General features: G+C 68.2%; 24 protein-coding genes. 13 read left to right on the forward strand and 11 right to left on the reverse strand.

Annotated features, from left to right (window positions below):
• Nucleotide 1 precedes the first annotated feature (1 nt).
• On the reverse strand, nt 2–553 hold the full coding sequence (locus tag G7A98_RS01185) for a hypothetical protein (RefSeq protein WP_163647652.1): 552 nt from the start codon (nt 551–553) through the stop codon (nt 2–4).
• Between the two features lie 36 nt (nt 554–589).
• A complete protein-coding gene (locus G7A98_RS01190) occupies nt 590–1,477 on the reverse strand; it encodes a LysR family transcriptional regulator (protein WP_163647653.1) in 888 nt (295 codons plus the stop codon).
• Nucleotides 1,478–1,594: 117 nt separating this feature from the next.
• Here G7A98_RS01190 and G7A98_RS01195 point away from each other — a divergent pair, with 117 nt between their 5' ends.
• From G7A98_RS01195 to G7A98_RS01205, 3 genes are all read left to right on the forward strand, one after another.
• Complete coding sequence (locus G7A98_RS01195) at nt 1,595–2,767, forward strand: TauD/TfdA family dioxygenase (protein ID WP_163647654.1); 1,173 nt, start codon at nt 1,595–1,597, stop codon at nt 2,765–2,767.
• 68 nt (nt 2,768–2,835) lie between these two features.
• A complete protein-coding gene (locus G7A98_RS01200) occupies nt 2,836–3,765 on the forward strand; it encodes an ABC transporter substrate-binding protein (RefSeq protein WP_163647655.1) in 930 nt (309 codons plus the stop codon).
• A 125-nt stretch (nt 3,766–3,890) separates the two neighbouring features.
• Complete coding sequence (locus G7A98_RS01205; RefSeq protein WP_163647656.1) at nt 3,891–4,577, forward strand: TVP38/TMEM64 family protein; 687 nt, start codon at nt 3,891–3,893, stop codon at nt 4,575–4,577.
• Between the two features lie 15 nt (nt 4,578–4,592).
• On the opposite strand, the gene G7A98_RS01210 is transcribed toward G7A98_RS01205, so the two are convergent.
• Nucleotides 4,593–5,906: a glycosyltransferase gene (locus G7A98_RS01210; RefSeq protein WP_224415424.1), complete on the reverse strand. Its 1,314-nt coding sequence runs from the start codon at nt 5,904–5,906 to the stop codon at nt 4,593–4,595.
• 85 nt (nt 5,907–5,991) lie between these two features.
• On the reverse strand, nt 5,992–6,897 hold the full coding sequence (locus G7A98_RS01215) for a LysR family transcriptional regulator (RefSeq protein ID WP_163647657.1): 906 nt from the start codon (nt 6,895–6,897) through the stop codon (nt 5,992–5,994).
• 120 nt (nt 6,898–7,017) lie between these two features.
• Here G7A98_RS01215 and G7A98_RS01220 point away from each other — a divergent pair, with 120 nt between their 5' ends.
• From G7A98_RS01220 to G7A98_RS01230, 3 genes are all read left to right on the forward strand, one after another.
• Complete coding sequence (locus G7A98_RS01220; protein ID WP_163647658.1) at nt 7,018–8,094, forward strand: tartrate dehydrogenase; 1,077 nt, start codon at nt 7,018–7,020, stop codon at nt 8,092–8,094.
• A 109-nt stretch (nt 8,095–8,203) separates the two neighbouring features.
• Nucleotides 8,204–8,644, forward strand: coding sequence for a hemerythrin domain-containing protein (locus G7A98_RS01225; protein ID WP_163647659.1), 441 nt, complete (start codon nt 8,204–8,206; stop codon nt 8,642–8,644).
• A 207-nt stretch (nt 8,645–8,851) separates the two neighbouring features.
• The gene (locus G7A98_RS01230; protein ID WP_163647660.1) at nt 8,852–9,418 is read left to right on the forward strand and encodes a lipocalin family protein; all 567 of its coding nucleotides are present in this window, start codon (nt 8,852–8,854) and stop codon (nt 9,416–9,418) included.
• Between the two features lie 46 nt (nt 9,419–9,464).
• On the opposite strand, the gene wrbA is transcribed toward G7A98_RS01230, so the two are convergent.
• The gene (wrbA, locus tag G7A98_RS01235; protein WP_163647661.1) at nt 9,465–10,076 is read right to left on the reverse strand and encodes an NAD(P)H:quinone oxidoreductase; all 612 of its coding nucleotides are present in this window, start codon (nt 10,074–10,076) and stop codon (nt 9,465–9,467) included.
• A 285-nt stretch (nt 10,077–10,361) separates the two neighbouring features.
• Here wrbA and G7A98_RS01240 point away from each other — a divergent pair, with 285 nt between their 5' ends.
• The 7 genes from G7A98_RS01240 (at nt 10,362) to corA (ending at nt 16,608) form a co-directional block, all read left to right on the forward strand.
• Nucleotides 10,362–11,189, forward strand: a complete 828-nt coding sequence (locus G7A98_RS01240; protein ID WP_224415426.1) for a DUF1338 domain-containing protein — start codon at nt 10,362–10,364, stop codon at nt 11,187–11,189.
• The gene (locus G7A98_RS01245; RefSeq protein ID WP_163647662.1) at nt 11,179–12,171 is read left to right on the forward strand and encodes a succinylglutamate desuccinylase; all 993 of its coding nucleotides are present in this window, start codon (nt 11,179–11,181) and stop codon (nt 12,169–12,171) included. The genes G7A98_RS01240 and G7A98_RS01245 overlap by 11 nt, the downstream gene beginning before the upstream one ends.
• A 240-nt stretch (nt 12,172–12,411) precedes the next feature.
• Nucleotides 12,412–13,182: an ATP-binding cassette domain-containing protein gene (locus G7A98_RS01250; RefSeq protein ID WP_163647663.1), complete on the forward strand. Its 771-nt coding sequence runs from the start codon at nt 12,412–12,414 to the stop codon at nt 13,180–13,182.
• A 19-nt stretch (nt 13,183–13,201) separates the two neighbouring features.
• Nucleotides 13,202–13,903 (forward strand): ABC transporter permease, encoded by a 702-nt coding sequence (locus tag G7A98_RS01255; protein ID WP_163647664.1) that lies wholly within the window; start codon nt 13,202–13,204, stop codon nt 13,901–13,903.
• Nucleotides 13,904–13,905: 2 nt separating this feature from the next.
• The gene (locus G7A98_RS01260; protein ID WP_163647665.1) at nt 13,906–14,634 is read left to right on the forward strand and encodes an ABC transporter permease; all 729 of its coding nucleotides are present in this window, start codon (nt 13,906–13,908) and stop codon (nt 14,632–14,634) included.
• Between the two features lie 133 nt (nt 14,635–14,767).
• Complete coding sequence (locus G7A98_RS01265; RefSeq protein WP_163647666.1) at nt 14,768–15,538, forward strand: transporter substrate-binding domain-containing protein; 771 nt, start codon at nt 14,768–14,770, stop codon at nt 15,536–15,538.
• A gap of 116 nt (nt 15,539–15,654) precedes the next feature.
• Nucleotides 15,655–16,608, forward strand: a complete 954-nt coding sequence (corA, locus tag G7A98_RS01270) for a magnesium/cobalt transporter CorA (protein ID WP_163647667.1) — start codon at nt 15,655–15,657, stop codon at nt 16,606–16,608.
• 39 nt (nt 16,609–16,647) lie between these two features.
• Here corA and cadR read toward each other — a convergent pair whose 3' ends face one another.
• The 6 genes from cadR to eat all read right to left on the reverse strand — a co-directional run bounded on the left by cadR (nt 16,648) and on the right by eat (nt 23,770).
• A complete protein-coding gene (cadR, locus tag G7A98_RS01275; protein ID WP_163647668.1) occupies nt 16,648–17,106 on the reverse strand; it encodes a Cd(II)/Pb(II)-responsive transcriptional regulator in 459 nt (152 codons plus the stop codon).
• 250 nt (nt 17,107–17,356) lie between these two features.
• Entirely contained in the window at nt 17,357–18,079 is a 723-nt protein-coding gene (locus tag G7A98_RS01280; protein ID WP_163647669.1) for a GMP synthase, read from the reverse strand.
• A gap of 72 nt (nt 18,080–18,151) precedes the next feature.
• Entirely contained in the window at nt 18,152–19,336 is a 1,185-nt protein-coding gene (locus tag G7A98_RS01285; protein WP_163647670.1) for an iron-containing alcohol dehydrogenase, read from the reverse strand.
• Between the two features lie 81 nt (nt 19,337–19,417).
• Nucleotides 19,418–20,803: an aldehyde dehydrogenase family protein gene (locus G7A98_RS01290; protein ID WP_163647671.1), complete on the reverse strand. Its 1,386-nt coding sequence runs from the start codon at nt 20,801–20,803 to the stop codon at nt 19,418–19,420.
• A gap of 46 nt (nt 20,804–20,849) precedes the next feature.
• Entirely contained in the window at nt 20,850–22,232 is a 1,383-nt protein-coding gene (locus G7A98_RS01295) for a glutamine synthetase (RefSeq protein ID WP_163647672.1), read from the reverse strand.
• 77 nt (nt 22,233–22,309) lie between these two features.
• Entirely contained in the window at nt 22,310–23,770 is a 1,461-nt protein-coding gene (eat, locus tag G7A98_RS01300; protein WP_163647673.1) for an ethanolamine permease, read from the reverse strand.
• Nucleotides 23,771–23,818 lie beyond the last annotated feature (48 nt).

Raw genomic sequence — 23,818 nt, forward strand, 5'->3', positions numbered from 1 at the left:
GTCAAGGCGAACTCGACCAGCGCTGCCGGCGTTCCGGCGGCCTCGGGTCGGGGCAATCGACCGGCCCGGTCGACCAGGTATCACTGCGCGCCTGATGACAGGCATCGGGCCCGCCCGCCCGGCGCCGGGGCGGCGGGTCCGAGCGTCCGTCGAGGCGGATGTCGACCTCCGGACGCAGGATGACCGCGCGATCGCGCCGCCGGCGCTCGTCATGGCGATCGCGTCGGTCGTCGTGACGCCGCCACCGGTCACGCCACTCGCCCTCGTGACGACGGTACGGCGTCCGGTCACGCTCGTAGCCTCGCTGTCGATCCCGCCAGTCGTCTCGCTGCCGATCCTGCGGATCGCGCTGCTGGAGATAGCGCCGCCCGTCCCGGGAACGCCACTCCTCACGGCTCCGGTCCTGACGTTCATCGAAGCGATGCACCGTCCAGCCCCCGTTGCCGTCCCCCAGCAGGTAACCTCCACCATCGGCGGCCTGCGCCGGGCTCGCCAGCCACAGCAGCGCCGCCAGCAGCGGCGCGCTACGCTGGATTGTCTTCCTCGTCGTCATCACCGCACCTCCCGGCTTGCCAGCAAGGCTCTGCTCTCAGCGTAGCGCCTCATCGCCGGGACTCCCATCGGCGACCAGCCATTCCCACAGCAGCAGCGCCTCGGGGCGCACGATGCGCCGGGCCGGCCGGACCAGCCAGAATCCTTCATCGCTGGGCACGTCGAGCGCGAATGGCGCCACCAGATCGTCCCGGGCCTCCAGCAGGCTGCGATGGGTCAACGCCACGCCGCCGCCGCGGGCCGCCAGCGACAGCGTCATCACCTGACTGTCGCACAGCAGCGATCCACAGCGACGATCCAGGTCCGGCATGCCGGCACGCTCCAGCCAGGCCGGCCAGCCCACCGCAAAGCCCACGGCGTGGAGCAGCGTCTCCCCGGCCAGGTCCGCCGGCTCGGCCAGCCGTTCGGCGACACTCGGGGCGCAGGCCGGCAGCATGTGCTCGCCGCCCAGCGACACCGCCGTGACCGCGTCCCAGTCGCCGCGCCCGTAGCGGATCTCGATGTCGGCGCCCTCGGGGCCGAAGTCCTCGGGCCAGATTGCGCTCACCAGCCGCACCACCACCTCCGGGTGCGCCCGATGAAAGGCCAGCAACCGCGGCGCCAGCCAGGTCTGCTGCATGACCGGCGTGGCGCGCAGCGTCACCGGCGCCTCGCTGCGCGGCCCGAAGACCTCCGCCGTGCCCTCGCTCAACCGCGAGAAGGCCTCCTGGACACTGGGCAGCCAGGCCTGCCCGGCCGGGGTCAGGGTCAGGCTGCGGGGATGGCGGACGAACAGCTTCTGGCCCAGGCGATCCTCGAGCAGACGGATGCGCTGGCTGACCGCCGACTGGGTCACGCCCAGCGCCTGGCCGGCTTGGGTGAAGCTCAGGGTACGGGCGGCGGCCTCGAAGGCCTGCAGCCAGAGAAGCGGAGGCAGGGTGGTCATGAAAAAGCCAGGTATTAGCAGAGCTTGGGCATTGCCCCCAGATTAATCGTTTGTCGCCGCTGCGGCCAGCGGGCACCCTGCTCACCTCACTCGCTACCGATCGCTTCACAGGAGGTCATGATGAGCGCCACCCTTTCGTCGCCACACGCCCGACAGGCCATGGGCGAGCTCGCCCCCCACGTCGACGGCCCGGCCATCGTCGATGCCGTGGCGACCGGCGCTCGCGTCACCGTGGACTGGGCGGACGGCTCCCGCGGCCACTTTCCCCTGCTGTGGCTGCGCGACCACTGCGCCTGCAGTGCCTGCCGCCACCCGCTGACCCGCGAACGTCTGTTCGTGCCGCTAAGCGACATCGACGAGGCGCCGACGGTCACGGTGGACGACGGTGTGCTGCAACTCGTCTGGAACGATGGCCACGAGAGCCGCTTCGACCCGGTCTGGCTGTTCCAGCGGCGCCTGGAAAACGCCAACGATGCGCCCGCCGATCCGCTGCCGGCCCGCCGCCCCTGGGCCGCCGGTTTCCGGCCGGCGCGCATCGCCCACCGCGACTTCCTGCAGACCCACGGCGAGCGTGCCTGGCTCGAGGCCCTGCTGCGTGATGGCCTGGTGCTGCTCGACGACGGCCCGATCGCCGACGAGGAGGTCAGCCGCCTGGCCGGGCGCATCGGCCCGCTGCGCGCCACCAACTTCGGCGCCCGCTTCGACGTGCGCTCCAAGCCCAACCCCAACAACGCCGCCTACACGGCGATCGGGCTGGCCCTGCACACCGATCTGCCCAACTGGCGTCAGCCGCCGGACATTCAGCTGCTCTACTGCCTGCAGAACGAGGCCGAGGGCGGCGAATCCACCTTCGCCGACGGCTTTGCGGTGGCCGAGGCGCTGCGCGAGAGCGACCCCGAGGCCTTCCGCCTGCTCGCCGAGACGCCGATCGACTTCCGCTTCCAGGACGAGGAGCACGACATCGCCATCCGGGCGCCGGTCATCCAGCTCGACGCCGCGGGCCGCCCGCTGGAGATCCGCTTCAACAACTGGATCCGCGACACCCTGCGCCTGCCGCTGGAACGCATCGATGCCTGGTACGGCGCCTACCGCCGCTTCTGGCAGCGGCTGCACGACCCCCGCCACCAGCTCGAGTTCGCCCTGCAGCCGGGCGAGATGGTGGCCTTCGACAACCGCCGGGTCCTGCACGGCCGCAAGGCCTTCGACCCGAGCACCGGCCAGCGGCACCTGCAGGGTACCTACCTGGACCTGGACCTGCTCGAGTCGCGGCTGCGGGTCCTGAGCCGCTGAACAGCCGTATCCGCGTCATGGCGGTCATCGTCATGACGCCCCGGACACCCTGACGACAAGGAGATCGCATGATCCATCGCACGCTGCTGGCCGCCCTGCCGCTGGCCCTGAGCATCAACCTGGCCGCTCAGGCCGATGACGCCACCCTCGACTTCGGTGTTCCCGCCTGGCCGGGCATCACCGTCAAGACCCGGATCGCCGAACAGCTGCTGGCGCCGCTGGGCTATTCCACGCAAAGCCAGGAACTGGGCCTGCAGGTCATCTACCAGGCCATGAGCACCGGCGACCTCGACGTTTTCCTCGGCGGCTGGCTGCCGGCCCAGCAGGACATGCTGAAGCCGCGCGAGGAAAGCGGCGACATCGTGCGTCTGGCCAACAACGTCGACGGCGCCCAGATGACGCTTGCGGTGCCCGATTATGTCTACGCGGACGGCATCCAGAGCTTCGCCGATCTCGACGCCCATCGCGGCGAGTTCGAGGGCAAGATCTACGGCTTCGGCGCCGGCTCGGCGGCCAGCGAGATCCTGCACAAGGCCATCGACAACGACACCTGGGGGCTGGGCGACTGGCAGGTCGTCGACACCAGCACCGTGGGCATGCTCAGCGCCGCCAGGGACGCCATCCAGAACCACGAGCCGATCGTCTGGGTGGGCTGGACACCGCACTGGATGAACCTCGAGCTGCCGATGCGCTACCTGGCCGACAGCAAGGACCTGTTCGGCCCCGACAACGGCAAGAGCCAGGTGCTGACCCTGATGCGCAGCGGCTTCGCCGAGAGCCACCCCAACCTGAAGACCTTCTTCAACCAGTTCACCTTCAGCGCCGAGGAACAGAGCTGGATGATTCGCGGCTTCGGCCTCGAGGAGAAGAGCGCCGACGACGTCGCCGGCCAGTGGATCGACGAGCACCCCGAACGCGTCAAGGCCATGCTCGACGGCGTCGCCACCGCCGACGGCCAGCCCGCCTGGCCGGCCGTGAAGCAGGCCCTCTCGCTGTAACGTCCTCCTCCATCAAAGCCCCGGCCGTCCTCCGCGACCGGGGCTTTTTGTGGCGCCCGGGCGTTGGCCGGCGCGGCCGATGCCAGTATCCTAGCCCGCGAATCCACCACCACGGACGTCGCTCCATGAGCCGATCCCTCGGACTCGTCATCGTCCTGCTGACCGTTCTGGCCGGGCTCGGCCTGCTCTGGCAATGGCTGGCCATGCAGGATGCCCTCGCCCCGGAGCGGCTGCTGTCCATGGCCCGCCACGCCTTCGGCTGGCGCGATTCTCCCTGGGCGGCGCCGATCGTGATCGGCGTCTACATCGGCGCCTCGCTGCTGATGTTCCCGCTCAGCGTGCTGGTCGCCGTCACCGGGCTGATGTTCGGGCCGGTATGGGGCTTCGGCTACTCGCTGGCGGGGACCCTGCTGGCCTCGGCGGTGACCTACTGGGTGGGACGGCGCCTGGGCCGCGACGCGCTGCTGCGCCACGGCGGCAAGCGGCTCAACGGCCTGGCCAAGCATCTCGCCGGTCGCGGCGTGCGCACCATGACGCTGGTCAACCTGCTGCCGCTGGCCCCCTTCACGCTGACCAACATGATGGCCGGCGCCTTCCATCTGCGCTTTCGCGACTACATGCTGGGATCCTTGCTGGGCATCGTGCCCGGACTGGCGGGCGTGGCACTGCTGGGCAGCCAGCTGGGGCAGCTGATGACCGCCAGCAACAAGGGCGAGCTGCTGTGGTCACTGGTGGGAATCACGGCCGCCATCGTGGTGCTGGTCGGCCTCAAGCGCTACGCGGATCGTCGCCAGCGCCGCCGGCGCTCCTGACCCGCCCGCGCCGGGTCACTTCTGCGAGGCTTCGGACTCGCCCGGCTTGACCAGCGGCAGGCCGAACATGGGTTCGTCCTGCAGCACCGAGCGCAGCACCCGCCCGCGATGGCGCAGCAGCTGCCACTCCGCTTCCAGCCGACCGCGCACGCGTTCCCAGGCCCCGTCGTCGGCGTGGCTGACCGGCCCGCCAGCGGCGATGACCTTGCGATACAGCGCCAGACAGCGCTCGGCACAGCACCCCTCGTCGAAGCGTTCGGCCGTTTCCAGGGCACCGGCACGCAGGGTCGCACGGCGTTCGGCGTCGTCGAGCCGGACCAGCGCGGCGGCAAAAGCGGCCGGGTCGTCGCCGGCCAGCAGCAGGCCGTTCTCGCCGGGTCTGACCACCTCGCGTACGCCGGTGGCGTTGACCGCCACCACCGGCAGCCCCGCCGCCATCGCCTCGACCAGCACCATCCCCTGGGTCTCGCTGTGCGAGGCGAAGGTGAAGACGTCCATGGCGTGGTAGGCGTCGATCAGCGTCTGGTCGTGCAGCTTGCCGGTGAAGTGCACGCGATCCGCCACGCCGGCCTGCACCGCGATGTCGTGCATGACCACCCGCGCGTCGCCATCGCCGACCACCAGGAAGTGGGCCCCGGGCCGGCTCGCCAGCCAGCGCGTCACCGAGCGGGCCAGGAACGGCAGGTTCTTCTCGTGGGCCAGCCGCCCCACGTGGCCGACCACATAGGCCGCCTCGGCGATGCCGTGCCGGCGGCGCAGCGCCGCCCCGTCGCCGCGGGCGAAGCGCTGGGTGTCCACGCCGCTGGGCACCACGCTCACCGCCCGGTTGGCACCGCGCAGCAGCAGCATGTCACGAATGCTCTCGCTGGGTGCGATCACCGCGTCGCACAAATGCGTGTACTCGGTGGCCAGCGCCACGGCGAAGCGCTGCATGCGCGGCGAATCGCCGGGTACATAGTGGGTGTAGTGCTCGTAGAGGGTGTGGTGGGTGAAGACCAGCGGCAGGCCGTAGGTCTCGGCGGAACGCGCGGCCGTATCGCCGAGCAGGAAGGGATGGTGAGAGTGGACGATGTCCGGCTCGAAGGCCTCGATCGCCTCGTAGAGCTGGCCGGGGATGGGCACCGGCAGGGAGAAGTCGCTGCCGTTGAAGTGCTGCACGGCCGCGACCCGGATGACGTCGGGCTCATGCTTCGGCTGCCCTTCCAGCTTGGGGGCCACCACCAACACGCGATGCCCCTCGGCCTGCAGCCGCCCCTTGAGGCGCTGGACGGACTCGCTGACACCCCCGACGATGGGTCGGTAGGTATTGGTAAACATGAGGATATTCAAGCCATCGACTCCCTTGGCAACTGGGTACCCACCCGCAGGGGGCGCCATGATAGCAGGAAGCGGCGGCGCATGTGCCCGTTCGCCCTCACGGCGGGGGCGGCACGCGTCCCGGCAGCGTGTCTTCAAGGTAGGCGATAAAGGCGTGCAGCCGCGCGGGGAGATGACGCCGTGATTCGTAGACGGCGTAGAAATCGGCATCGACACCCTGCCACTCGGGCAGCAGTGCCTGCAGCCGGCCGGCTTCCAGCGCCGGGTGGATGTCCCACCAGGAGCGCAGCATGATGCCGTGCCCGTCCAGCGCCAGCCGGGTGATGACCTCGCCGTCGTTGCTGGCCAGCCGACCGCCCACCTTCACCGCCAGCGTCTCGCCGTCGCGATCGAAGCGCCACAGGGCATAGTCGCTGTCGTTCTCGCGGATCACCAGGCAGGCGTGGCCGGCCAGGTCCTGCGGGGTGCGCAGCGGCGGCATGCTCGCGATGTACGCCGGCGAGGCGCAGAGGATGCGCCGGTTGGCCAGCACCCGACGCGCCACCAGTCGCGAGTCCGGCGGCCGGCCCACGCGAATCCCCACATCGAAGCCGTGATCGGCCAGGTTGAGCGGGAAGTTGGTCAGCTCGAGCAGCATCTCGAGGCGCGGATGCTCGGCGGTGAAGCGCGACACCAGCGGCGCGATGTGGCGACGGCCGAAGCCGAAGGTGGCGTTGATCCGCAGCCGCCCGGTCAGGGCGCTGCGGCGATCGTGCAGATCGCTCTCCAGCGCCTGCCATTCCTCGAGGATCGCCGCCCCGCGCCGGCAGTACAACTCACCCTCGGCCGTCAGGGTCAGCCGCCGGGTGGTGCGGTGAGCCAGCGGCACGCCGAGGCGCGCCTCGAGCTGCATCAGCCGCCGGCTGACCGCCGACAGTGACAGGCCCAGCTCCCGGGCGGTCGCGGTGAGGCTGCCGCATTGGGCCAGGCGCTGGAAGAACGCCAGATCGTTGAGGGTGTCCACGGCACGATTCTCCACCACGGCGCAAGAATGCCTTGCACGATACCCTGATTATCCGGCGAGCGCGAAACGCTACACTGCCAGCACGCCCCTATCACCAGTCCCCGTCAAGAGGAGCATCGCATGAGTCACAAGATCGCCGTCATGGCCGGCGACGGCATCGGCACCGAAGTCATGCCCGAGGGCATTCGTGTCCTCGAGGCCACCGCCGAACGCTTCGGCATCGCCCTGGACTTCACCCACTTCGACTTCGCCAGCTGCGACTACTACCTCGAGCACGGCCGGATGCTGCCAGAAGACTGGCGCGAGACCCTCGAGCCCTTCGACGCGCTGTTCTACGGCGCGGTCGGCTGGCCCGAGAAGGTGCCCGATCACATCTCGCTGTGGGGATCGCTGCTGCAGTTCCGCCGGGTCTTCGACCAGTACATAAACCTGCGCCCCTGCCGCTCGATGCCCGGCATCCGGAGCCCGCTCGCCGGCCGTGCACCGGGCGACATCGACTTCTACGTGGTCCGCGAGAACACCGAAGGCGAGTACTCGAGCATCGGCGGCAAGATGTTCGAGGGCACCGACCGCGAGGTGGTCGTCCAGGAGACCGTGATGACCCGCACCGGCGTCGACCGGGTGCTCAAGTACGCCTTCGAGCTGGCCGCGAAGCGTCCGCGCCGCAAGCTGACCTCGGCCACCAAGTCCAACGGCATCTCGATCACCATGCCCTACTGGGACGAGCGCGTGCAGGCCATGGCCGAAGGCTATCCCGACGTCACCGTGGACAAGTTCCACATCGACATCCTGACCGCCAACTTCGTGCTCCATCCCGACTGGTTCGACGTGGTCGTCGGCAGCAACCTGTTCGGCGATATCCTCTCCGACCTGGGTCCGGCCTGCACCGGCACCATCGGGGTGGCGCCCTCGGCCAACATCAACCCGGAGGGGCGCTTCCCGAGCCTGTTCGAGCCGGTTCACGGCAGCGCCCCGGACATCGCCGGCAAGGGCATCGCCAACCCCATCGGCCAGATCTGGAGCGGGGCGATGATGCTCGATCACCTGGGCCACGAGGACGCCGGCAAGGCGATCGTCGACGCCATCGAGGCGGTGCTCGCCCGCGGCGACGAGACGATCCTCACACCGGACCTGCAGGGCCGTGGCACCACCGGGGACCTCGGCCGGGCGATCGCCGAGCACGTGGCGGCCGGCTAGGATGATGCCCCTGCGCGGCCGGCACGACGTCGGCCGCGCAACCCGCTACGCTTCAGGGGCGGCGCTGCCGAGGCGCCGCACAAGGACATGCTTTCACAAGGAGACTACCGTGACCCTGTTCGACGCCCTGCGCGAGGACCACCGGACCCAGCGCACCCTGCTCGACCTTCTGATCAAGACCGAGGGCGCCAGCGACGGCCGCGACGAGCTGTTCCACCGGCTCAAGGCCGCGCTGCAGCAGCATGCCGCCGCCGAGGAGCGCGCCCTCTACATTCCGATGATGGAGCACGACCTGACCCAGGAGAAGGCGCGCCACAGCGTGGCCGAACATCACGCGATCGACGAGCTGCTCGAGACGCTGGAAGAGACCAGCTACAGCTCGCCGGGCTGGCTCGCCCACGCCCGCAGGCTCCAGGAGCAGGTCATCCACCACCTCGACGAGGAGGAACAGGAAGTCTTCCAGCTGGCGGGGCGCGCCCTGCCCGACGACCAGAAACGCCGGCTGGCCGAGATCTACCACGAGGCCATGACCAAGGGAAGCGCTGAATAAATCGGCGAGCGGCGTAAAGCACAACGACGTGATTTGCCCGCGCAGCCATTTATGCAGTGTTTCCCTAGCAGCGCGACTGACACGTCCGCTACTCCAGCGACCCACCGGTTCCGCGAGCCGCCTCGGCGGCTCGCCCCGCAACTTTTTGCTCGCGGCAGCGTCACATCAGGGGACGAGCGCCCCTTGCACCGATCAGGACGATGCCCAATGTCGACTCGACTTCCCCAGTTCCCGCGCCTGACCTGGCTGGCCCCGTTCTCGCTGCTGGCCGGCTGTACCGGCCTTCCCGACGGCACCGAGCCGGTGCGCGACTTCGAACTCACGACCTACCTCGGCCAGTGGTACGAGATCGCCCGCCTGCCCCACCGCTTCGAGGAGGGGCTGGACTATGTCACGGCGACCTACGAGCGTCGCGAGGATGGGGGGATCCGCGTGATCAACCGCGGCTACGACCGGCTGAGCGGCAAGTGGGACGAGGCCGAGGGCCGGGCCTACTTCATCGACCAGGCCAACGTCGGGCGTCTCAAGGTAAGCTTCTTCGGTCCCTTCTACGGCGGCTACAACGTGCTCGAACTCGACGACGACTACCGTCATGCGCTCGTCGCCGGCCCCGACCGGGACTACCTGTGGATCCTGGCCCGGCAGCCGCAGCTCGACGAGACGACCTACCGGGCCCTGGTCGGGCGCGCCGGCGAACTGGGCTTCCCGGTCGATGACCTGGTCAGGGTCGCCCAGCCGGGGCAGGACCGGCCGTCATCGACGGGCGAGGCGTGAGCACCCCGCCCCGAGGGCGGGGCGGGACGTCACACCACAGGGCAGGTCAACCGGCCAGCCTGGCGGCGATTCGGGCCACGTGCTCGCCCTGGAAGCGCGCCAGGGCCAGCTCGGTGTCGCTGGGCTGACGCGAGCCGTCGCCACCGGCGATGGTCGCCGCGCCGTAGGGCGAACCGCCCTTGACCTCGGAGATGTCGAACTGGGCCTCCAGGCCATAGCCGATCGGCACGATCACCATGCCGTGGTGGGCCAGGGTGGTCCAGGCGGTGAGGATGGTCGTCTCGTTGCCGCCGCCGGTCCCGGTCGAGGTGAACACGCTGGCCGCCTTGCCGCGCAGCGCCCCCTTGGCCCACAGGCCACCGGTCTGGTCGAGGAAGGTGCGCATCTGGCCGGCCATGTTGCCGAAGCGGGTCGGCGTGCCGAACAGCACGGCATCGTAGTCGGCAAGGTCGGACGGGCTCGCCACCGGCGTGTCGTCCTCCTTGCCGCCGGCCTGGGCGAAGGCCTGGGGGTCCATGGTTTCCGGCACCCGCATGACGGTCACCTCGCTGCCCGCCACCTCGCCGGCCCCCTCGGCGACGGCCCGGGCCAGAGTGGCGATGTGGCCATACATGGAGTAGTAGAGCACCAGGACTCGGGTCGGTGTTGCCGTACTCATGAGCATCCTCCTCAGGTCTGTGATTGCCGAAACGGGCCTCACCCAGTGTAGATGGCCGGGCCATCGACCACGGCCAAGGTTTTCGACGCCGTCATTCGATGACATCGATCACGCCCGTGGGACGGTTTTCATCCTCGCACCGGCGTTTTTCATCAGCTCGACGTGCGCTCTTGCCGGTCGCGGGCCGGCTCGGGAAGGTATCTTCAGCGTGCCGGCCGGCAACAGGGCCGACCGGCACGCGTCGTGGCAACCCCGTACCGATCACAACAACAGGCAGGCGCCTTCATGATGACCCTCGATTCCTTCTTCGCCCGGCTGTGGGACGACTACACCGCCATGACCCCGCAGGCGCAGCGCATCCACGACGCCTTCATCGACGCGGGCGAGACCATCGTCAACGACCACGTCGCCTTCCGTACCTTCGATCGCGGGCCGATCACCCTGGCCGACCTGGAACCCCACCTGCTCGCGCTGGGCTACACCCGCCTCGAGCCCTACGACTTCCCGGCCAAGAAGCTGCGCGCCTACGGCTACCTGCCCCCGGACGAGAACCAGCCGCGGGTGTTCCTCTCCGAGCTCAAGTGCGACGAACTCTCGACCACCGCGCAGCGGATCATCGACGGCCTGGTCGCGCAGATCGACCCCGCCCGGGTCGCCACCCCCGAAGTGCTGTGGGCCGGTCGCCTGTGGGAGGCGCCCAGCTTCGAGGAGTACCAGACCCTGATGGCGGAGAGCGAATACGCCGCCTGGCTGTCGATCATCGGCCTGCGCGCCAATCACTTCACCATCAGCATCAATCACTTCCGGACCTTCGACAGCGTTGAGAAGGTGCTCGCCAAGGTCGAGTCGCTGGGGCTGGGCATCAACGAGTCCGGTGGGCGCGTGAAGGGCTCGCCCGAGGTGCTGCTGGAGCAGGGCTCGACGCTGGCCGACCGCGCCGCGTTCACCTTCGCCGGCGGCCAGGTGGAGGAGATCCCCACCTGCTACTACGAGTTCGCCAGGCGCTACCACGACGCCGACGGCAAGCTCTACCAGGGCTTCGTCGCCGCCAGCGCCGACAAGATCTTCGAGTCCACCGACATCCGCACCCGGGGCGAGCACCATGCTGGGTGACTGGCTGAGCCTGACCCTCGACGGCGACGTGCCCGGCGAGCGGGAGGGTCGTCTGCCCTTCGGCCACTACGTGATGCACGGCCCGGGCATCCTCGAGCTGCGGCCCGCCGCCTGCCAGACAGGCGCCCGCAGCGTGGTGCTCTCCGCCGGCATTCACGGCAACGAGACCGCCCCCATCGAGCTGATCGGCGAGCTGCTGGCCCGGCTCGAGAGCGGCCTGCTGCGCCTGGGGGCACCGACCCTGATCCTGCTCGGCAACCTGCCGGCGATCCGCGCCGGACTCCGCTTCCGCCACACCAACCTCAACCGGCTGTTCCGGCGCGACGCGCCCCTGCCCGAGCATGACGAGGGCCGCCGCGCCGCCACGCTGATGGCGGCGGTCGACGCCTTCTTCGCCCGTCATGACCGGCCGCCCCTGCATTACGACCTGCACACCGCGATCCGCGACAGCCGCTATCCGCGCTTCGCCGTCGAGCCGTTCGACGAGTCGGCCACGACCGATGCCGATCAATGGCACTGGCTGGCCGCGGCGGGCATCCAGGCGGTGCTGCACCAGCATCGGCACAGCTGGACCTTCTCGCACTATTCCCGGCACTATCATGGCGCCCAGGCGTTCACCCTGGAGCTCGGCAAGGCCCAGCCCTTCGGTGCCAACGACCTGAGCCTCCTGCGCCCCATGCAGGCCCTGCTCGAGGCGCTCGTCGAGGGCCGCGAGCCCCCCGGCGTGCCGCCACAGCGCCTCGCCTTCTTCCGCGTCGCCCGCGAGCTGATGCGCGAGAGCGAGGATTTCCGGCTGTGCTTTCCCGACGACACGCCCAATTTCACCGAGTTCGCGGTGGGCACGAAACTCGCCGAGGACGCCGCGGCCGGCGACTGCGTGGTCGAGGACTCGCCCCTGGCGGTGGTGTTTCCCAACGCCGATGTCGAGCTCGGCGCCCGCGCCGCGCTGCTGGTACGCTCGGCCCCGCCGCCGGAAGCATGACCCGCGATTTCGCCAGCCGGCGCCCGGTGAGCCAAAAGATATGACACGCGACAACAACAAGTCAGAGGTTTCTTTCGATGCACTGCCTTTCATCTGTCGACCAAAGTCGAACACTCCGGGATAAAAAGGGTTCTCGTTCGTGCCTCGGCGCCTGTTAAAATCGCTGCTTTTTTCGCGCCAGCACGCCAACCACGTTCGCATGCCGCCCCGCGCGGCGAGACCCGTCACTGGAGCCCGACCATGGCCGAAACACCCCTCCCTCTCGAAGTGCGCAACCTCAAGAAGCGCTTCGGCGACAACGAGGTCCTCAAGGGCCTGTCCCTCGAAGCCCGCCAGGGCGACGTGATTTCCCTGATCGGCGCATCCGGGTCCGGCAAGAGTACCTTCCTGCGCTGCATGAACCTGCTCGAGCTGCCCGATGAAGGCGACCTGATCGTCCACGGCGAGTCGATCCGCTTCAAGCAGACCCGCCGTGGCCGCGAACCGGCCGACTGGAAGCAGGTCGAGCGGATCCGCGCCAAGCTGTCGATGGTCTTCCAGAGCTTCAATCTCTGGGCGCACATGACACTGCTCGAGAACGTCATCGAGGCGCCGGTCCACGTGCTCGGCAAGCCGAAGAAGGAAGCCGTCGACCATGCCCGCGCCCTGCTCGATCGGGTCGGGCTGGCCGAGCGCGCCGACTACTATCCGGCCCAGCTTTCCGGCGGCCAGCAGCAGCGCGGCGCCATCGCCCGGGCCCTGGCCATGGAGCCGGAGGTGATGCTGTTCGACGAGCCCACCTCGGCACTCGACCCGGAGCTGGTCGGCGACGTGCTCAAGGTCATGCGCGACCTGGCCGACGAGGGGCGCACGATGATCGTGGTGACCCACGAGATGGCCTTCGCCCGCGACGTCTCGAGCCAGGTGATCTACCTCCACCAGGGGCAGGTCGAGGAAGCCGGCCCGCCCGACCAGGTGCTCGGCAACCCACGCTCGGAACGGCTCAAGCAGTTCCTGGCTCCCAAGTTCTGAGCCGGCAGGAGGAAACTACATGATCGACCTGCAGGGTTACGGCCCCCGCCTGCTTCAGGGTGCCTGGGTGACCATCGAGCTGGGCCTTCTGTCGCTGCTGCTCTCCATCATCCTGGGCCTGCTCACGGCCACCGCCAAGATGTCGCGCAGCTGGATTGCGCATCGACTGGGTACGCTCTACACCACGCTGATCCGCGGGGTACCGGACCTGGTGCTGATGATGCTGCTGTTCTTCGGCGGCCAGATCGGCGTCAACATGATCACCGACTGGCTCTACTACCAGTTCGACATCGACATCTTCATCAACATCAACGAGTTCGTCGCCGGCGTGGTGACCATCGGCCTGATCTTCGGCGCCTACATGGGCGAGACCTTCCGCGGTGCCTTCCTGGCCGTGGACAGCGGCCAGATCGAGGCGGCCCGGGCCTACGGCATGTCCGAGTCGCTGATGTTCCGGCGCATCCGCTTCCCGCAGATGATGCGCCACGCCCTGCCGGGGCTGTCCAACAACTGGATGGTGCTGCTCAAGACCACCGCCCTGGTCTCGGTGATCGGCCTGACCGACATGGTCCGCGTCGCCGAGGAGGCCACCAAGGCCACCCATGAGCCCTTCACCTTCCTGATTCCGGTGGCGGTGATCTACCTGCTGATCGCCAGTGTCTCGGAGTGGGGCTTCGCGCGACTGCAGAAACGCTACAACGTCGGCTTCGGGGAGTCGTGAACATGGAACAGCTCAACACCTGGTTCACCCAGCTGCTGGCCGACAACGAGATCTTCACCGCGCAGACCATCGGCTACTACGCGCACGGCCTGGCCAACACCGCGCAACTGGTGCTGCTGTCGCTGCTGATCGGGCTGATGCTCGCCGTGCCGCTGGCCATCGGCCGCAGCTCCTCCCGCCCGTGGGTGAAGTGGCCGATCTTTCTCTACACCTACGTGTTCCGCGGCACGCCGCTGCTGATCCAGCTGTACATCATCTACTACGGCGTGGTGTTCGTGGACGGCATTCAGGACACCTGGCTGTGGCTGATTCTCGAGAAGCCCTTCTACCCGGCGCTGATCGCCTTCACGCTGAATACCGCCGCCTACACCACCGAGATCTTCCGCGGCGCGATCAAGGCCACGCCCAGGGGCGAGATCGAGGCGGCCCGGGCCTACGGCATGTCTCAGGCCAAGATGCTGCGGCGGATCGTGCTGCCCAGCGCCTTCCGTCGCGCGCTGCCGGCCTACGGCAACGAGGTGATCTTCATGCTGCACGCCAGCGCGATCGCCAGCGTGGTGACGATCATGGACCTCACCGGCGCGGCCCGCTTCGTCTATGCGCGTTTCTACGCGCCCTTCGATGCCTTCCTGTTCGTCGCGGCGATCTACCTGTGCCTGACCTTCGGCATCCTCTACCTGTTCCGCTACCTGGAGAAACGACTGCTGGCCCACCTCAAGCCGCAGACCTGAGCCGGCGTCAAACGAGCGTTGGAAAACTGTCGGCCCACGCCGCTTTTCCGACTTCCGGCCGATGCCCGGGTGCGCTACCGTGTCCGGGTCATCGACCACCGTCGATCAATACAAGAAACTGGGGATTCGTTTCATGAAAAAACTGCTGACCATCTCGCTGTTGAGTGCCGCCGTGCTCGCCGGCACCGCTCAGGCCCGCGACTACGACACCGTGCGCTTCGGCGTCGACGTGCCCTACGAGCCGATGGAATACCGCCTGCCCAACGGCGACCTGACCGGCTTCGACATCGAGCTGGGCAACGCGCTGTGCGACGAGATCGGCATCGACTGCACCTGGACCGTCCAGGGCTGGGACGGCATCATCCCGGGCCTGCTGGCCCGCAAGTACGATGCCATCATGTCCTCGATGACCATCAACGATCAGCGTCGCAAGCAGGTGCTGTTCTCGGACCCGTACTTCACGCCGCCGTCCGCCTGGTTCGCCCCGGCCGACAGCCAGATCACGGTGCCCTCCAAGCAGACCCTCGAGGGCAAGACCATCGGCGTGCAGCGCGGCACCCTGCAGGACAACTACGCCACCGACATGTTCGGTGACGTCGCCGACATCAACCGCTATTCCACCGCCGACGACATGGTGCTGGACATGGACGCGGGTCGCCTGGACATCGTCTTCCTCGACTTCCCGGTGGGCAAGTCCACGCTGCTCGACAGCAACGACGGCGACTACAAGATCGTCGGCAAGATGATCAGCGAGCCCAAGAAGTACTTCGGCGACGGCTTCGGCATCGCCTTCCGCAAGCGCGACAAGGAGCTGGCCGAGAAATTCGACGCCGCCCTCGACACGCTCAAGGAAAACGGCACCTACGACAAGCTCTACAAGAAGTACTTCGAAACCAAGCAGTGACCCCGCCGCCCCGGCGTCATGCCGGGGCGTTCTACCGCCGAATCACGGCAACGGTTGGCTTGATGCGTCCGACCCCCTAATCTGGTCGCACTTACCCGCTGCACTCAAGGCCGTCGATGATTCGCACCTTTCAACTCCAGCGCCAGACCATCAAGGAAGTTTCCGAGGACGCCCTGCCGCTTGCCACGCGCCTGGCCCAGGCGACCTGGATCGACGCGCACGAACCCGATGACACCGAGCGCGAACGGCTCAACGCCTTCCTCGCCGACGAGCTGCCCGCCACCGACGACGTCGAGGAGATCGAGTCCTCGGCCCGTTACTTCGTCGACGCCGACGGCATCCACGTCCACTCGCTGTTCCTGTCGCAGAGCGAGGGCCGCCACGGCAACACCACGGTGGCGTTCATCCTCCAGCCGGAGCGGCTGATCACCTTCCGCGACTGCGAGCTCGCCGACTTCCGCCTGCTGCGCCTGCGCGCGCGCAGCGGCCAGGTCGAGGCCGACTCGGCGCAGACACTGATGATGACCATCTTCGAGCAGAAGGTGGAAAACCTCGCGGACACCCTGGAGGACATCCATCGCAAGCTCGAGGACGTCAGTTATCTGGTGCTGGAGGAGGAGGACTCGGACCTCGAGGATGCCATCGACCAGCTGGCCAAGCTCGAGGACAGCAACGGCAAGATCCGCCTGTGCCTGATGGACACCCAGCGTTCGGTGTCCTTCCTGATGCGCCACCTGCGCGGCCACGGCGAGCTGCAGGAAACCGCCCGGGAAGTGATGCGCGACGTCGAGACGCTGATGAGCCACACCGCCTTCCTGTTCGACAAGATCAACTTCCTGATGGACTCGACGCAGGGTTTCATCAACATCCAGCAGAACCAGATCATCAAGATCTTCTCGATCGCCGCCGTGGTCTTCCTGCCGCCGACGCTGGTCGCCAGCATCTACGGCATGAACTTCACTCACATGCCCGAGCTCTCCTGGCCCTACGGCTACCCGTTCGCCCTGGGACTGATGGTCGTGGCCGGGGTGTCACCCTACCTGTACTTCAAGCACAAGAACTGGCTGTAGGAGCTGTAGGACAGACGGCAGCGGGCGAGGCCCGGCGGGTCAGTGAGAATGGGTCCCGCCGATATGCTCCACCGCCGAGGGCGGTGCATCGCCGCCCTCCTCGTCGGCGGGCTGCGCCAGCTCGCGCAGGATGCCGCAGTCCTGGGTCCCGCCGTCGCCCCGGCAGCGCGCCCGCAGCTCCAGCAGCGCCCCGCGCAGGCTCTCGAGCTGGGCCAGCCGGTTCTCGACATGACCGATATGCGCGTCGATCAGGGCATCCACCTCCGCGCAGTCGCGCTCGGGATGATCGCGGTGCATCAGCAGGGTGCGAATCTCGCCGAGGGTCATGTCCAGTGCACGACAATGGCGAATGAACGTCAGCCGTTCCACGTGCGCGCCGCCGTAGAGACGATAGTTGCCGCGGCTGCGGGCGGGGGCCGGCAGCAGCCCCTCGCGCTCGTAGTAGCGGATGGTTTCCACCTGGCAGCCGGTACGACGCGCCAGTTCCCCGATCTTCATGAACACTCTCCCGCCGCGCCCCGACGCGGTTTTCGGCCTGTCATGGCGACCCTACCGCGCCACGCTGTCGCTGGCCAGCCGAACAGCGACGCACCCGTTCGGCCTGGTGCCCGCGGCGGAGCTGTGGTCGCCCGGCCAGGACTGGCATGGAATCTGCAAGAAATCTGATGCATCGCCTCGGCGGCGGTACCCTGCGGGGTATCGCCGCCATTTTCCTTTCATCGCCCCCACTTGCTCTCAAGCCCTGCGCTCAAGTCCTGCGGCGCTCGTTCGCCTGACGCAGGAAATTGAGGATCCAGCGCGCCATCACCTGGTCATCCACCGGCGCATTGAGCGACGCCAGGCCTTCGCGCACCCGATTGGCCGGTACCACATCCCGACGCCGCGTCATCAGGTCCGCCGAGTAGGCCTTGGCGAATTCCGGGTGGCCCTGCACACCGAGGAAGGGTTCGCCAACCTGCATGAGGTAGATCGGGCAGAAGTCGCTTTCGGCGAGCAGCGTCGAACCCTCCGGCATGCGCACGACCTGATCCTGATGGCTGACCACCAGATCGAGGCTCTCCTGCCAGGGCTCCATCCACTCGGCGCGACGAGTCATGCGGTTGAACGACATGCCCACGCCCCAGCCACGCTCGCTCTTGACCACCTCGCCACCCAGCGCCCGAGCGATCAGCTGGTGACCGAAGCAGATCCCCGCCAGCGGCTTGCCGGCGACCCACAGTTCACGCACGAAGCCGCACAGGTCCTCGATCCAGGCGTCGCCGTCATTGACCCCGTACTTGGAACCCGTCGTCATCCAGGCGTCCACGGCATCGACATCATCGGGCAGCTCGCCGTCGAGGCAGCGCCAGACCCGAAACTCGACCGTGGGATCGACGCTGGTAAACAACCGTTCGAACATCGCCGGGTAGTTGCCGTGACGAGGCTGCAGCGCCTCGTCGACGTCATCACACTGCAGCAGACCGATTCGCATGGACGGTGACTCCTTGATCATCGATGAGGTGTGCTGCCCCCGATCCGGGAGGCAGCAGGGGTAGCCTTGAGCCTAGAGCCGCCCCTCGACGGCTGTCACGAACAGCGCCCGGTAGCGTTCGGCATCGAAGGCGATGGGGTTGGAGCCCGAGGAGGGGTCGGCGACGGCCATCCGCCCCACCTGCTCGGCCCGGGCGTCGTCGATGCCCAGCTCGGCCAGGGTGTGCGGAATGCCCAGCTGCTCGCGCAGCCCCAGCACCCAGTCGATCACCGCCGCGGTGCCCGGCTGGCGCAGGTCCAGATAGCGCCCCAGGCGCACCATCGGCTCGCCGATCGCACACTCGTTGGCACGCAGCACATAGGGCATCAGCACCGCATTGAGCGTGCCGTGATGGGCGTCATACAGCGCGCCCAGCGGATGCGCCAGGGCATGCATCGCGCCCAGGCCACGCTGGAAGGCGGTGGCCCCCATCATCGAGGCGACCAGCATGTTGAGGCGTGCCTCGAGGTCCTGCCCGTCGGCATGGGCCCGCGGCAGGTAGTCGTGGATGCGGCGCATGCCCTCGACGGCGATACCCTCGGCCATGGGGTGGTAGTTGGGCGCGCACCACGCCTCCAGGCAGTGCGACAGCGCATCCATGCCGGTCGCCGCGGTGATCGCCGGCGGCAGGCCGACGGTCAGCTCCGGGTCGAGGATCACCGTGGCCGGCACCATCCGCGGGTGGAAGATGATCCGCTTGACGTGCTCCGCCTCGTGGGTGATCACCGAGGCGCGGCCCACCTCGGAGCCGGTGCCGGCGGTGGTGGGTACCGCAACCACCGGCACCACGGCGTCGCCGTCGGCCCGCGTCCAGTTGTCGCCGATGTCCTCGAGACTCCACAGCGACAGATCATCACGCTGGCGGGCCATCAGCGCCACCGCCTTGGCGGCATCGAGCCCGGAGCCGCCGCCGAAGGCGATCACGCCATCGTGGCCACCCTCGCGGAAGGCGGTGACGCCGTCGGCGACATTGCCGCCGGTGGGATTGCCCTTGATCGCGCTGAACACCGCGCAGTTCAGGCCCGCCTCGCGACAGCGCGCGACCGCGGTCTCGACCATCGGCAGGCCCGCCAGCCCCGGGTCGGTGATCAGCAGCGGCGCCCGCATGCCCAGCGCGCGGCAGGCGTCGGCCAGCTCGGCGATGCGCCCGGCGCCGGTGAGGATCTGCGCCGGGTAGTTCCAGGCGGTGGTGAACTGGCGAATATCGTGTTGGTTCATAAGGACCTCGTTTCGTTAGAGCCATAAGCCTGAAGCTGTAAGCTTTAAGTAAAACCTCCGTTCGGCTTACGGCTTACGGCTTCAAGCATGCTTCAGGTGAAAGGACTTGGGTCGGGTCAGCGTCTCGTAGCCGAGGCGCGACAGCGAGCAGCCGCGGCCCGATTGCTTGACGCCGGTCCAGGCCAGCTCGGGGTCCAGGTAGTCGCAGCGGTTGGTGAACACGGTCCCCGCCTCGAGCCGCCGGGCGAGCGCCTCGCCGGCGGCGATGTCGCGGGTGAACACCGCCGCGGTCAACCCGAAGTCGCTGTCGTTCATCAGCCGCACCGCCTCGTCGTCGGAGTCCACCGGCATGATGCCGACCACCGGACCGAAGCTCTCCTCGGTCATCACCCGCATCGTGTGGTCGACACCGGTGAGCAGCTGCGGTGCCAGGTATGCGCTGCCGGGCGTCGACAGCGGATAGTCGCCGGGGTCGATCCACGCCTTGGCGCCGGCGGCCACCGCCTCCTCCACCTGGTGCCGCACGAAGTCCGCCGCCGCCGGCCTGACCACCGGCCCCAGGGTGGTATCGGGGTCGGTGGGGTCGCCGAGCCGCAGCTGCCGGACCCAGGCCACCGCGCGGTCGACGAAGGCATCGAAGATCTCGCGGTGCACGTAGATCCGCTCGATGCCGCAGCAGCTCTGCCCCGAGTTGAAGAAGGCCCCGTCCATCACCCCCGGCACCGCGGCGTCGAGGTCGGCGTCGGCGCGGATGTAGGCGGGGTCCTTGCCGCCCAGCTCCAGGCCGGTGGCGATGAAGCGCCCCGCCGCATTGCGTTCGACCATCGCGCCGCCGCCCACCGAGCCGGTGAACGACACATGGTCGATGCGCGGGTCGCGGATCAGCGCCTCGGTATGGTCGTGGGACAGGTGCAGGTACTGGAACACCCCCTCGGGCAGGCCGGCGGCCTCGAAGGCCTGGGCGAGGCGCTCGGCGCACAGCGGGGTCTGCGCGGAGTGCTTGAGGATCACGGTGTTGCCGGCCATGATCGCCGGGACGATGGCGTTCACCGCGGTCATGAACGGGAAGTTCCAGGGCGCGACGATCAGCGACACGCCGAGCGGCTCGCGGGCGATGTAGCGGGTGAAGCCCGGCTTGTCGGCCAGCCGGATCGGCGCCAGCGCTTCCTCGGCCAGCGCGATCATGCCGCGGGCGCGCTCCTCGAAACCGCCGATCTCGCCGCCCCCGGCGGCGATCGGCCGCCCCATCTGCCAGGTCAGTTCCTCGGCCAGCGCGTCGCGGCGGGCGACGAAGTCGTCGACCATCGCCGAGCACCGCCGTGCCCGTTCGCCGAGCGGCGTCTCGCGCCAGGCCCGCTGGGCGGCGACCGCCCGCTCCAGGGCCCGCTCGATGTCGGCCGGTTCGGCCAGCTCGCGCTCGACATAGACCGAGCCATCCACCGGGGAAATCGTCTGTTGTATGCCCATGATCTGGCGTTCTCCCAATCAATAGTGTCGCGCAGGAAATCTTGACTCAGATGATTTCGAAGTAGCGATCCAATTCCCAATCGGTAATATGCTTGCGAAACTCCCGCTCCTCCCATTCGCGGGTCGCGGCGAAGTGCTCGACGAAGGCGTCGCCGAACAGCTCGCGCGCCGGCCGCGAGGCCTTGAGCCGCTGCGCCGACTCCCACAGCGTGCGCGGCAGCGCCTGGTGGTCGGGATGATCGAGTTCGTAGGCGCTGCCCTTGACCGGCTCGTCGGGCTCGAGGCGGTGCTCGATGCCGTAGAGGCCGGCGCCGATCGCCGCGGCCAGGGCCAGGTAGGGGTTGGCGTCGGCGCTGCCCAGCCGGTACTCGACGCGCTGCGACTTGTCCGAGCCGGGAATCACGCGCAGCGCACAGGTGCGGTTCTCGACCCCCCAGGTCGCGTCGGTGGGCGCCCAGAAGCCGGGGATCAATCGGGTATAGCTGTTGATCGTCGGCGCGAACATCGCCAGCAGCTCCGGCATCAGCTGCTGCTGGCCGGCCACGAAGTGGCGCTGGATGTCGCTCATCCGGTAAGGCTTGTCGGCGTCGAAGAAGGCCGAACGCCCGCTGTCGCGCTCGCGCAGCGAGAGGTGGATGTGCCCGCTCTGGCCGGGATAGTCCGGCGACCACTTGGCCATGAAGGTGGCCATCAGGCCGCGACGCTGGGCCCAGACCTTGGTGAAGGTCTTGAACAGCGCCCCCTTGTCGCCGGCCGCCATGGCGTCGTCCACGGCGATGGCCGCCTCGAGCACGCCGGGGCCGGTCTCGGTGTGCAGCCCCTCGATGGGGAAGTCCATGGCCTCGGACAGCGCCAGCAGCTCATGGTAGAGCTCGCTGTGCACCGAGCTCCTGAGCATCGAGTAGCCCATCATGTCCGGTGTCAGGGGCTTGAGATTGCGAAAGCCCTTCTCGCGCACCGACTCGGGCGTCTCCTGGAAGAGAAAGAACTCGTACTCCAGGGACCCGCAGGCATCGAAGCCCATCTCGCGGCCCCGCTCGAGTACCCGCTTGAGCAGCCCCCGCGGGCAGATCTCCCCGGCGGGCCCGTCGAAGTCGGCCAGGAACAGCAGCATGCCGTCGCCCTCGCTGGGCAGCTCGCGGCAGCTCTCCGGGATCACCCGCAGCGGCGCATCCGGATAGCCGGTGTGCCAGCCGGTGAAGCGGACGTTGTCGTAGAGCTCGTCCTTGCTGTCCCAGCCCAGCACCACGTCGCAGAAGGCGAAGCCATCCTCGAGCGCCGAGAAGAATTTCCTGGCCTGCATGTACTTGCCGAGCATCACGCCGTCGATGTCGAACATGCCCACCTTGACGTGGCTCAGGCCACGCTCCTCGACGATGCGCCGGGCATCCTCCGCGGTCTTGATATCTCTCGCCTGCATTCGGCTCATCGGAAAGTCCTCATTCATCTGATTGTTGTTGATCGGGGTGCCGGGCCGCGTCACGGGCCCGGCGTCGTGCCAACGGGTTAGACAGCGTCCGCGGCGGCATCGTCGGACAGCTCCCGCTCGGCCAGGGCGATGGCCTCGAACTCCTCCTCCGGGGCCTGGGCCACCAGATGGTGGCGGCTGTAGAGGCCGAAGTAGGCCAGCATGATGGCGTAGAACACCGCCGACCAGAGCGCCGCCTCGACGCTGACCACGAAGGTCGACAGAAAGGCGACGATCGCCAGCACGAAGGCCACGCCCGAGGTCAGGGTGCCGCCCGGCGTGCGATAGGGGCGCTCCAGCTCCGGCTCGCGGCGGCGCAGCATGAGGTGCGACAGGGTCATCATGGCGTAGGAGATGGTGGCGCCGAACACCGCCATGGTGATCATCAGGTCCCCCTGGCCGGTCAGCGACAGCAGGAAGCCGATCACACCGGGCACGATCAGCGCCAGGTAGGGCACCTTGCGCTCACCGGTGACCGACAGCCAGCGCGGCAGGTAGCCGGCGCGGGACAGCGCGAAGGTCTGGCGGGAATAGCCGAAGATGATCGAGAAGAAGGAGGCGATCAGCCCGGCCAGGCCGATCAGGTTGACGAAGCCCGCCGCCCAGGAGTCGGGGCCGTAGACCGCCTGGAGGGCGCCGACCAGGGGCGCGGCATGCTCGCTCATGGCCGCCGCCCCGGCGCCACCGGGCGCCAGCAGCAGCACGCAGGCGGCGAACACCAGCAGCACCAGCATCGCGGTGATGATGCCGCGCGGCATGTCGCGGCCCGGGTCACCGGCCTCCTCGGCGGCCAGGGGCACGCCCTCCACGGCCAGGAACAGCCAGATGGCGAAGGGCAGCGCGCCCCAGATGCCCATGAAGCCCTGGGGCAGGAAGGACGAGGCCCCGGCGACGCCGGCACTGGGCGCGATGTCGAAGAGGTTGTCGACACTGAAGTGCGGCAGCATGCCGACCACGAAGACCACGATGGCCACCACCGCCAGCGCCGTGATGCCCATCATGATCTTCAGGGCCTCGCCGGCGCCCCACAGGTGGATGCCGACGAACAGGGCATAGAAGGCGGCATAGACCAGCGGGCCGTTGAGGCCGACCAGTTCGTTGACATAGCCGCCGATGAAGATGGCGATGGCCGCCGGCGCGATCGCGTATTCCAGCAGGATCGCCGTGCCGGTGATGTACCCGCCCCAGGGGCCCATGGCCCGGCGGGCGAAGCTGTAGCCACCGCCGGCGGTGGGCAGCGACGAGGACAGCTCGGCGATCGACAGCACCATGGCGGTATACATGATCGCCATCAGCACCGTGGCCACCAGCATGCCGCCGAAGCCGCCGGCGGCGAGGCCGAAGTTCCAGCCGGCGTAATCACCGGAAATCACGTAGGAGACGCCGAGACTGGCCAGCAGGATCCAGCCTGCCGCCCCCTTCTTCAGCGAGCGCTTGTCGAGATAGGCCTTGTCGACCGATTCGTAGTCCACCGAGGTGGTGTGGTGGGAAGAGCTCATCGAACACCCCTTGTGTTTGTCATTGACGGGTAATGGCAAGAGCGGGGA

Origin of the sequence: Modicisalibacter sp. 'Wilcox', assembly GCF_010993675.1 — a bacterium.
Taxonomy (GTDB): Bacteria; Pseudomonadota; Gammaproteobacteria; order Pseudomonadales; family Halomonadaceae; genus Modicisalibacter; species Modicisalibacter tunisiensis.

Bases quoted from the DNA above. Each gene is read 5' to 3' on its own strand.
- G7A98_RS01220 (WP_163647658.1), top strand. From the start codon at position 7,018: ATGAGTCACAAGATCGCCGTCATGGCCGGCGACGGCATCGGCACCGAA.
- G7A98_RS01250 (WP_163647663.1), top strand. From the start codon at position 12,412: ATGGCCGAAACACCCCTCCCTCTCGAAGTGCGCAACCTCAAGAAGCGC.
- G7A98_RS01230 (WP_163647660.1), top strand. From the start codon at position 8,852: ATGTCGACTCGACTTCCCCAGTTCCCGCGCCTGACCTGGCTGGCCCCG.
- G7A98_RS01290 (WP_163647671.1), bottom strand. From the start codon at position 20,803: ATGGGCATACAACAGACGATTTCCCCGGTGGATGGCTCGGTCTATGTC.
- G7A98_RS01295 (WP_163647672.1), bottom strand. From the start codon at position 22,232: ATGAGCCGAATGCAGGCGAGAGATATCAAGACCGCGGAGGATGCCCGG.
- G7A98_RS01255 (WP_163647664.1), top strand. From the start codon at position 13,202: ATGATCGACCTGCAGGGTTACGGCCCCCGCCTGCTTCAGGGTGCCTGG.
- G7A98_RS01245 (WP_163647662.1), top strand. From the start codon at position 11,179: ATGCTGGGTGACTGGCTGAGCCTGACCCTCGACGGCGACGTGCCCGGC.
- eat (WP_163647673.1), bottom strand. From the start codon at position 23,770: ATGAGCTCTTCCCACCACACCACCTCGGTGGACTACGAATCGGTCGAC.
- G7A98_RS01265 (WP_163647666.1), top strand. From the start codon at position 14,768: ATGAAAAAACTGCTGACCATCTCGCTGTTGAGTGCCGCCGTGCTCGCC.
- G7A98_RS01205 (WP_163647656.1), top strand. From the start codon at position 3,891: ATGAGCCGATCCCTCGGACTCGTCATCGTCCTGCTGACCGTTCTGGCC.
- G7A98_RS01285 (WP_163647670.1), bottom strand. From the start codon at position 19,336: ATGAACCAACACGATATTCGCCAGTTCACCACCGCCTGGAACTACCCG.
- G7A98_RS01195 (WP_163647654.1), top strand. From the start codon at position 1,595: ATGATGAGCGCCACCCTTTCGTCGCCACACGCCCGACAGGCCATGGGC.
- G7A98_RS01260 (WP_163647665.1), top strand. From the start codon at position 13,906: ATGGAACAGCTCAACACCTGGTTCACCCAGCTGCTGGCCGACAACGAG.
- G7A98_RS01190 (WP_163647653.1), bottom strand. From the start codon at position 1,477: ATGACCACCCTGCCTCCGCTTCTCTGGCTGCAGGCCTTCGAGGCCGCC.
- cadR (WP_163647668.1), bottom strand. From the start codon at position 17,106: ATGAAGATCGGGGAACTGGCGCGTCGTACCGGCTGCCAGGTGGAAACC.
- corA (WP_163647667.1), top strand. From the start codon at position 15,655: ATGATTCGCACCTTTCAACTCCAGCGCCAGACCATCAAGGAAGTTTCC.
- G7A98_RS01185 (WP_163647652.1), bottom strand. From the start codon at position 553: ATGACGACGAGGAAGACAATCCAGCGTAGCGCGCCGCTGCTGGCGGCG.
- G7A98_RS01200 (WP_163647655.1), top strand. From the start codon at position 2,836: ATGATCCATCGCACGCTGCTGGCCGCCCTGCCGCTGGCCCTGAGCATC.
- G7A98_RS01280 (WP_163647669.1), bottom strand. From the start codon at position 18,079: ATGCGAATCGGTCTGCTGCAGTGTGATGACGTCGACGAGGCGCTGCAG.
- G7A98_RS01240 (WP_224415426.1), top strand. From the start codon at position 10,362: ATGATGACCCTCGATTCCTTCTTCGCCCGGCTGTGGGACGACTACACC.
- wrbA (WP_163647661.1), bottom strand. From the start codon at position 10,076: ATGAGTACGGCAACACCGACCCGAGTCCTGGTGCTCTACTACTCCATG.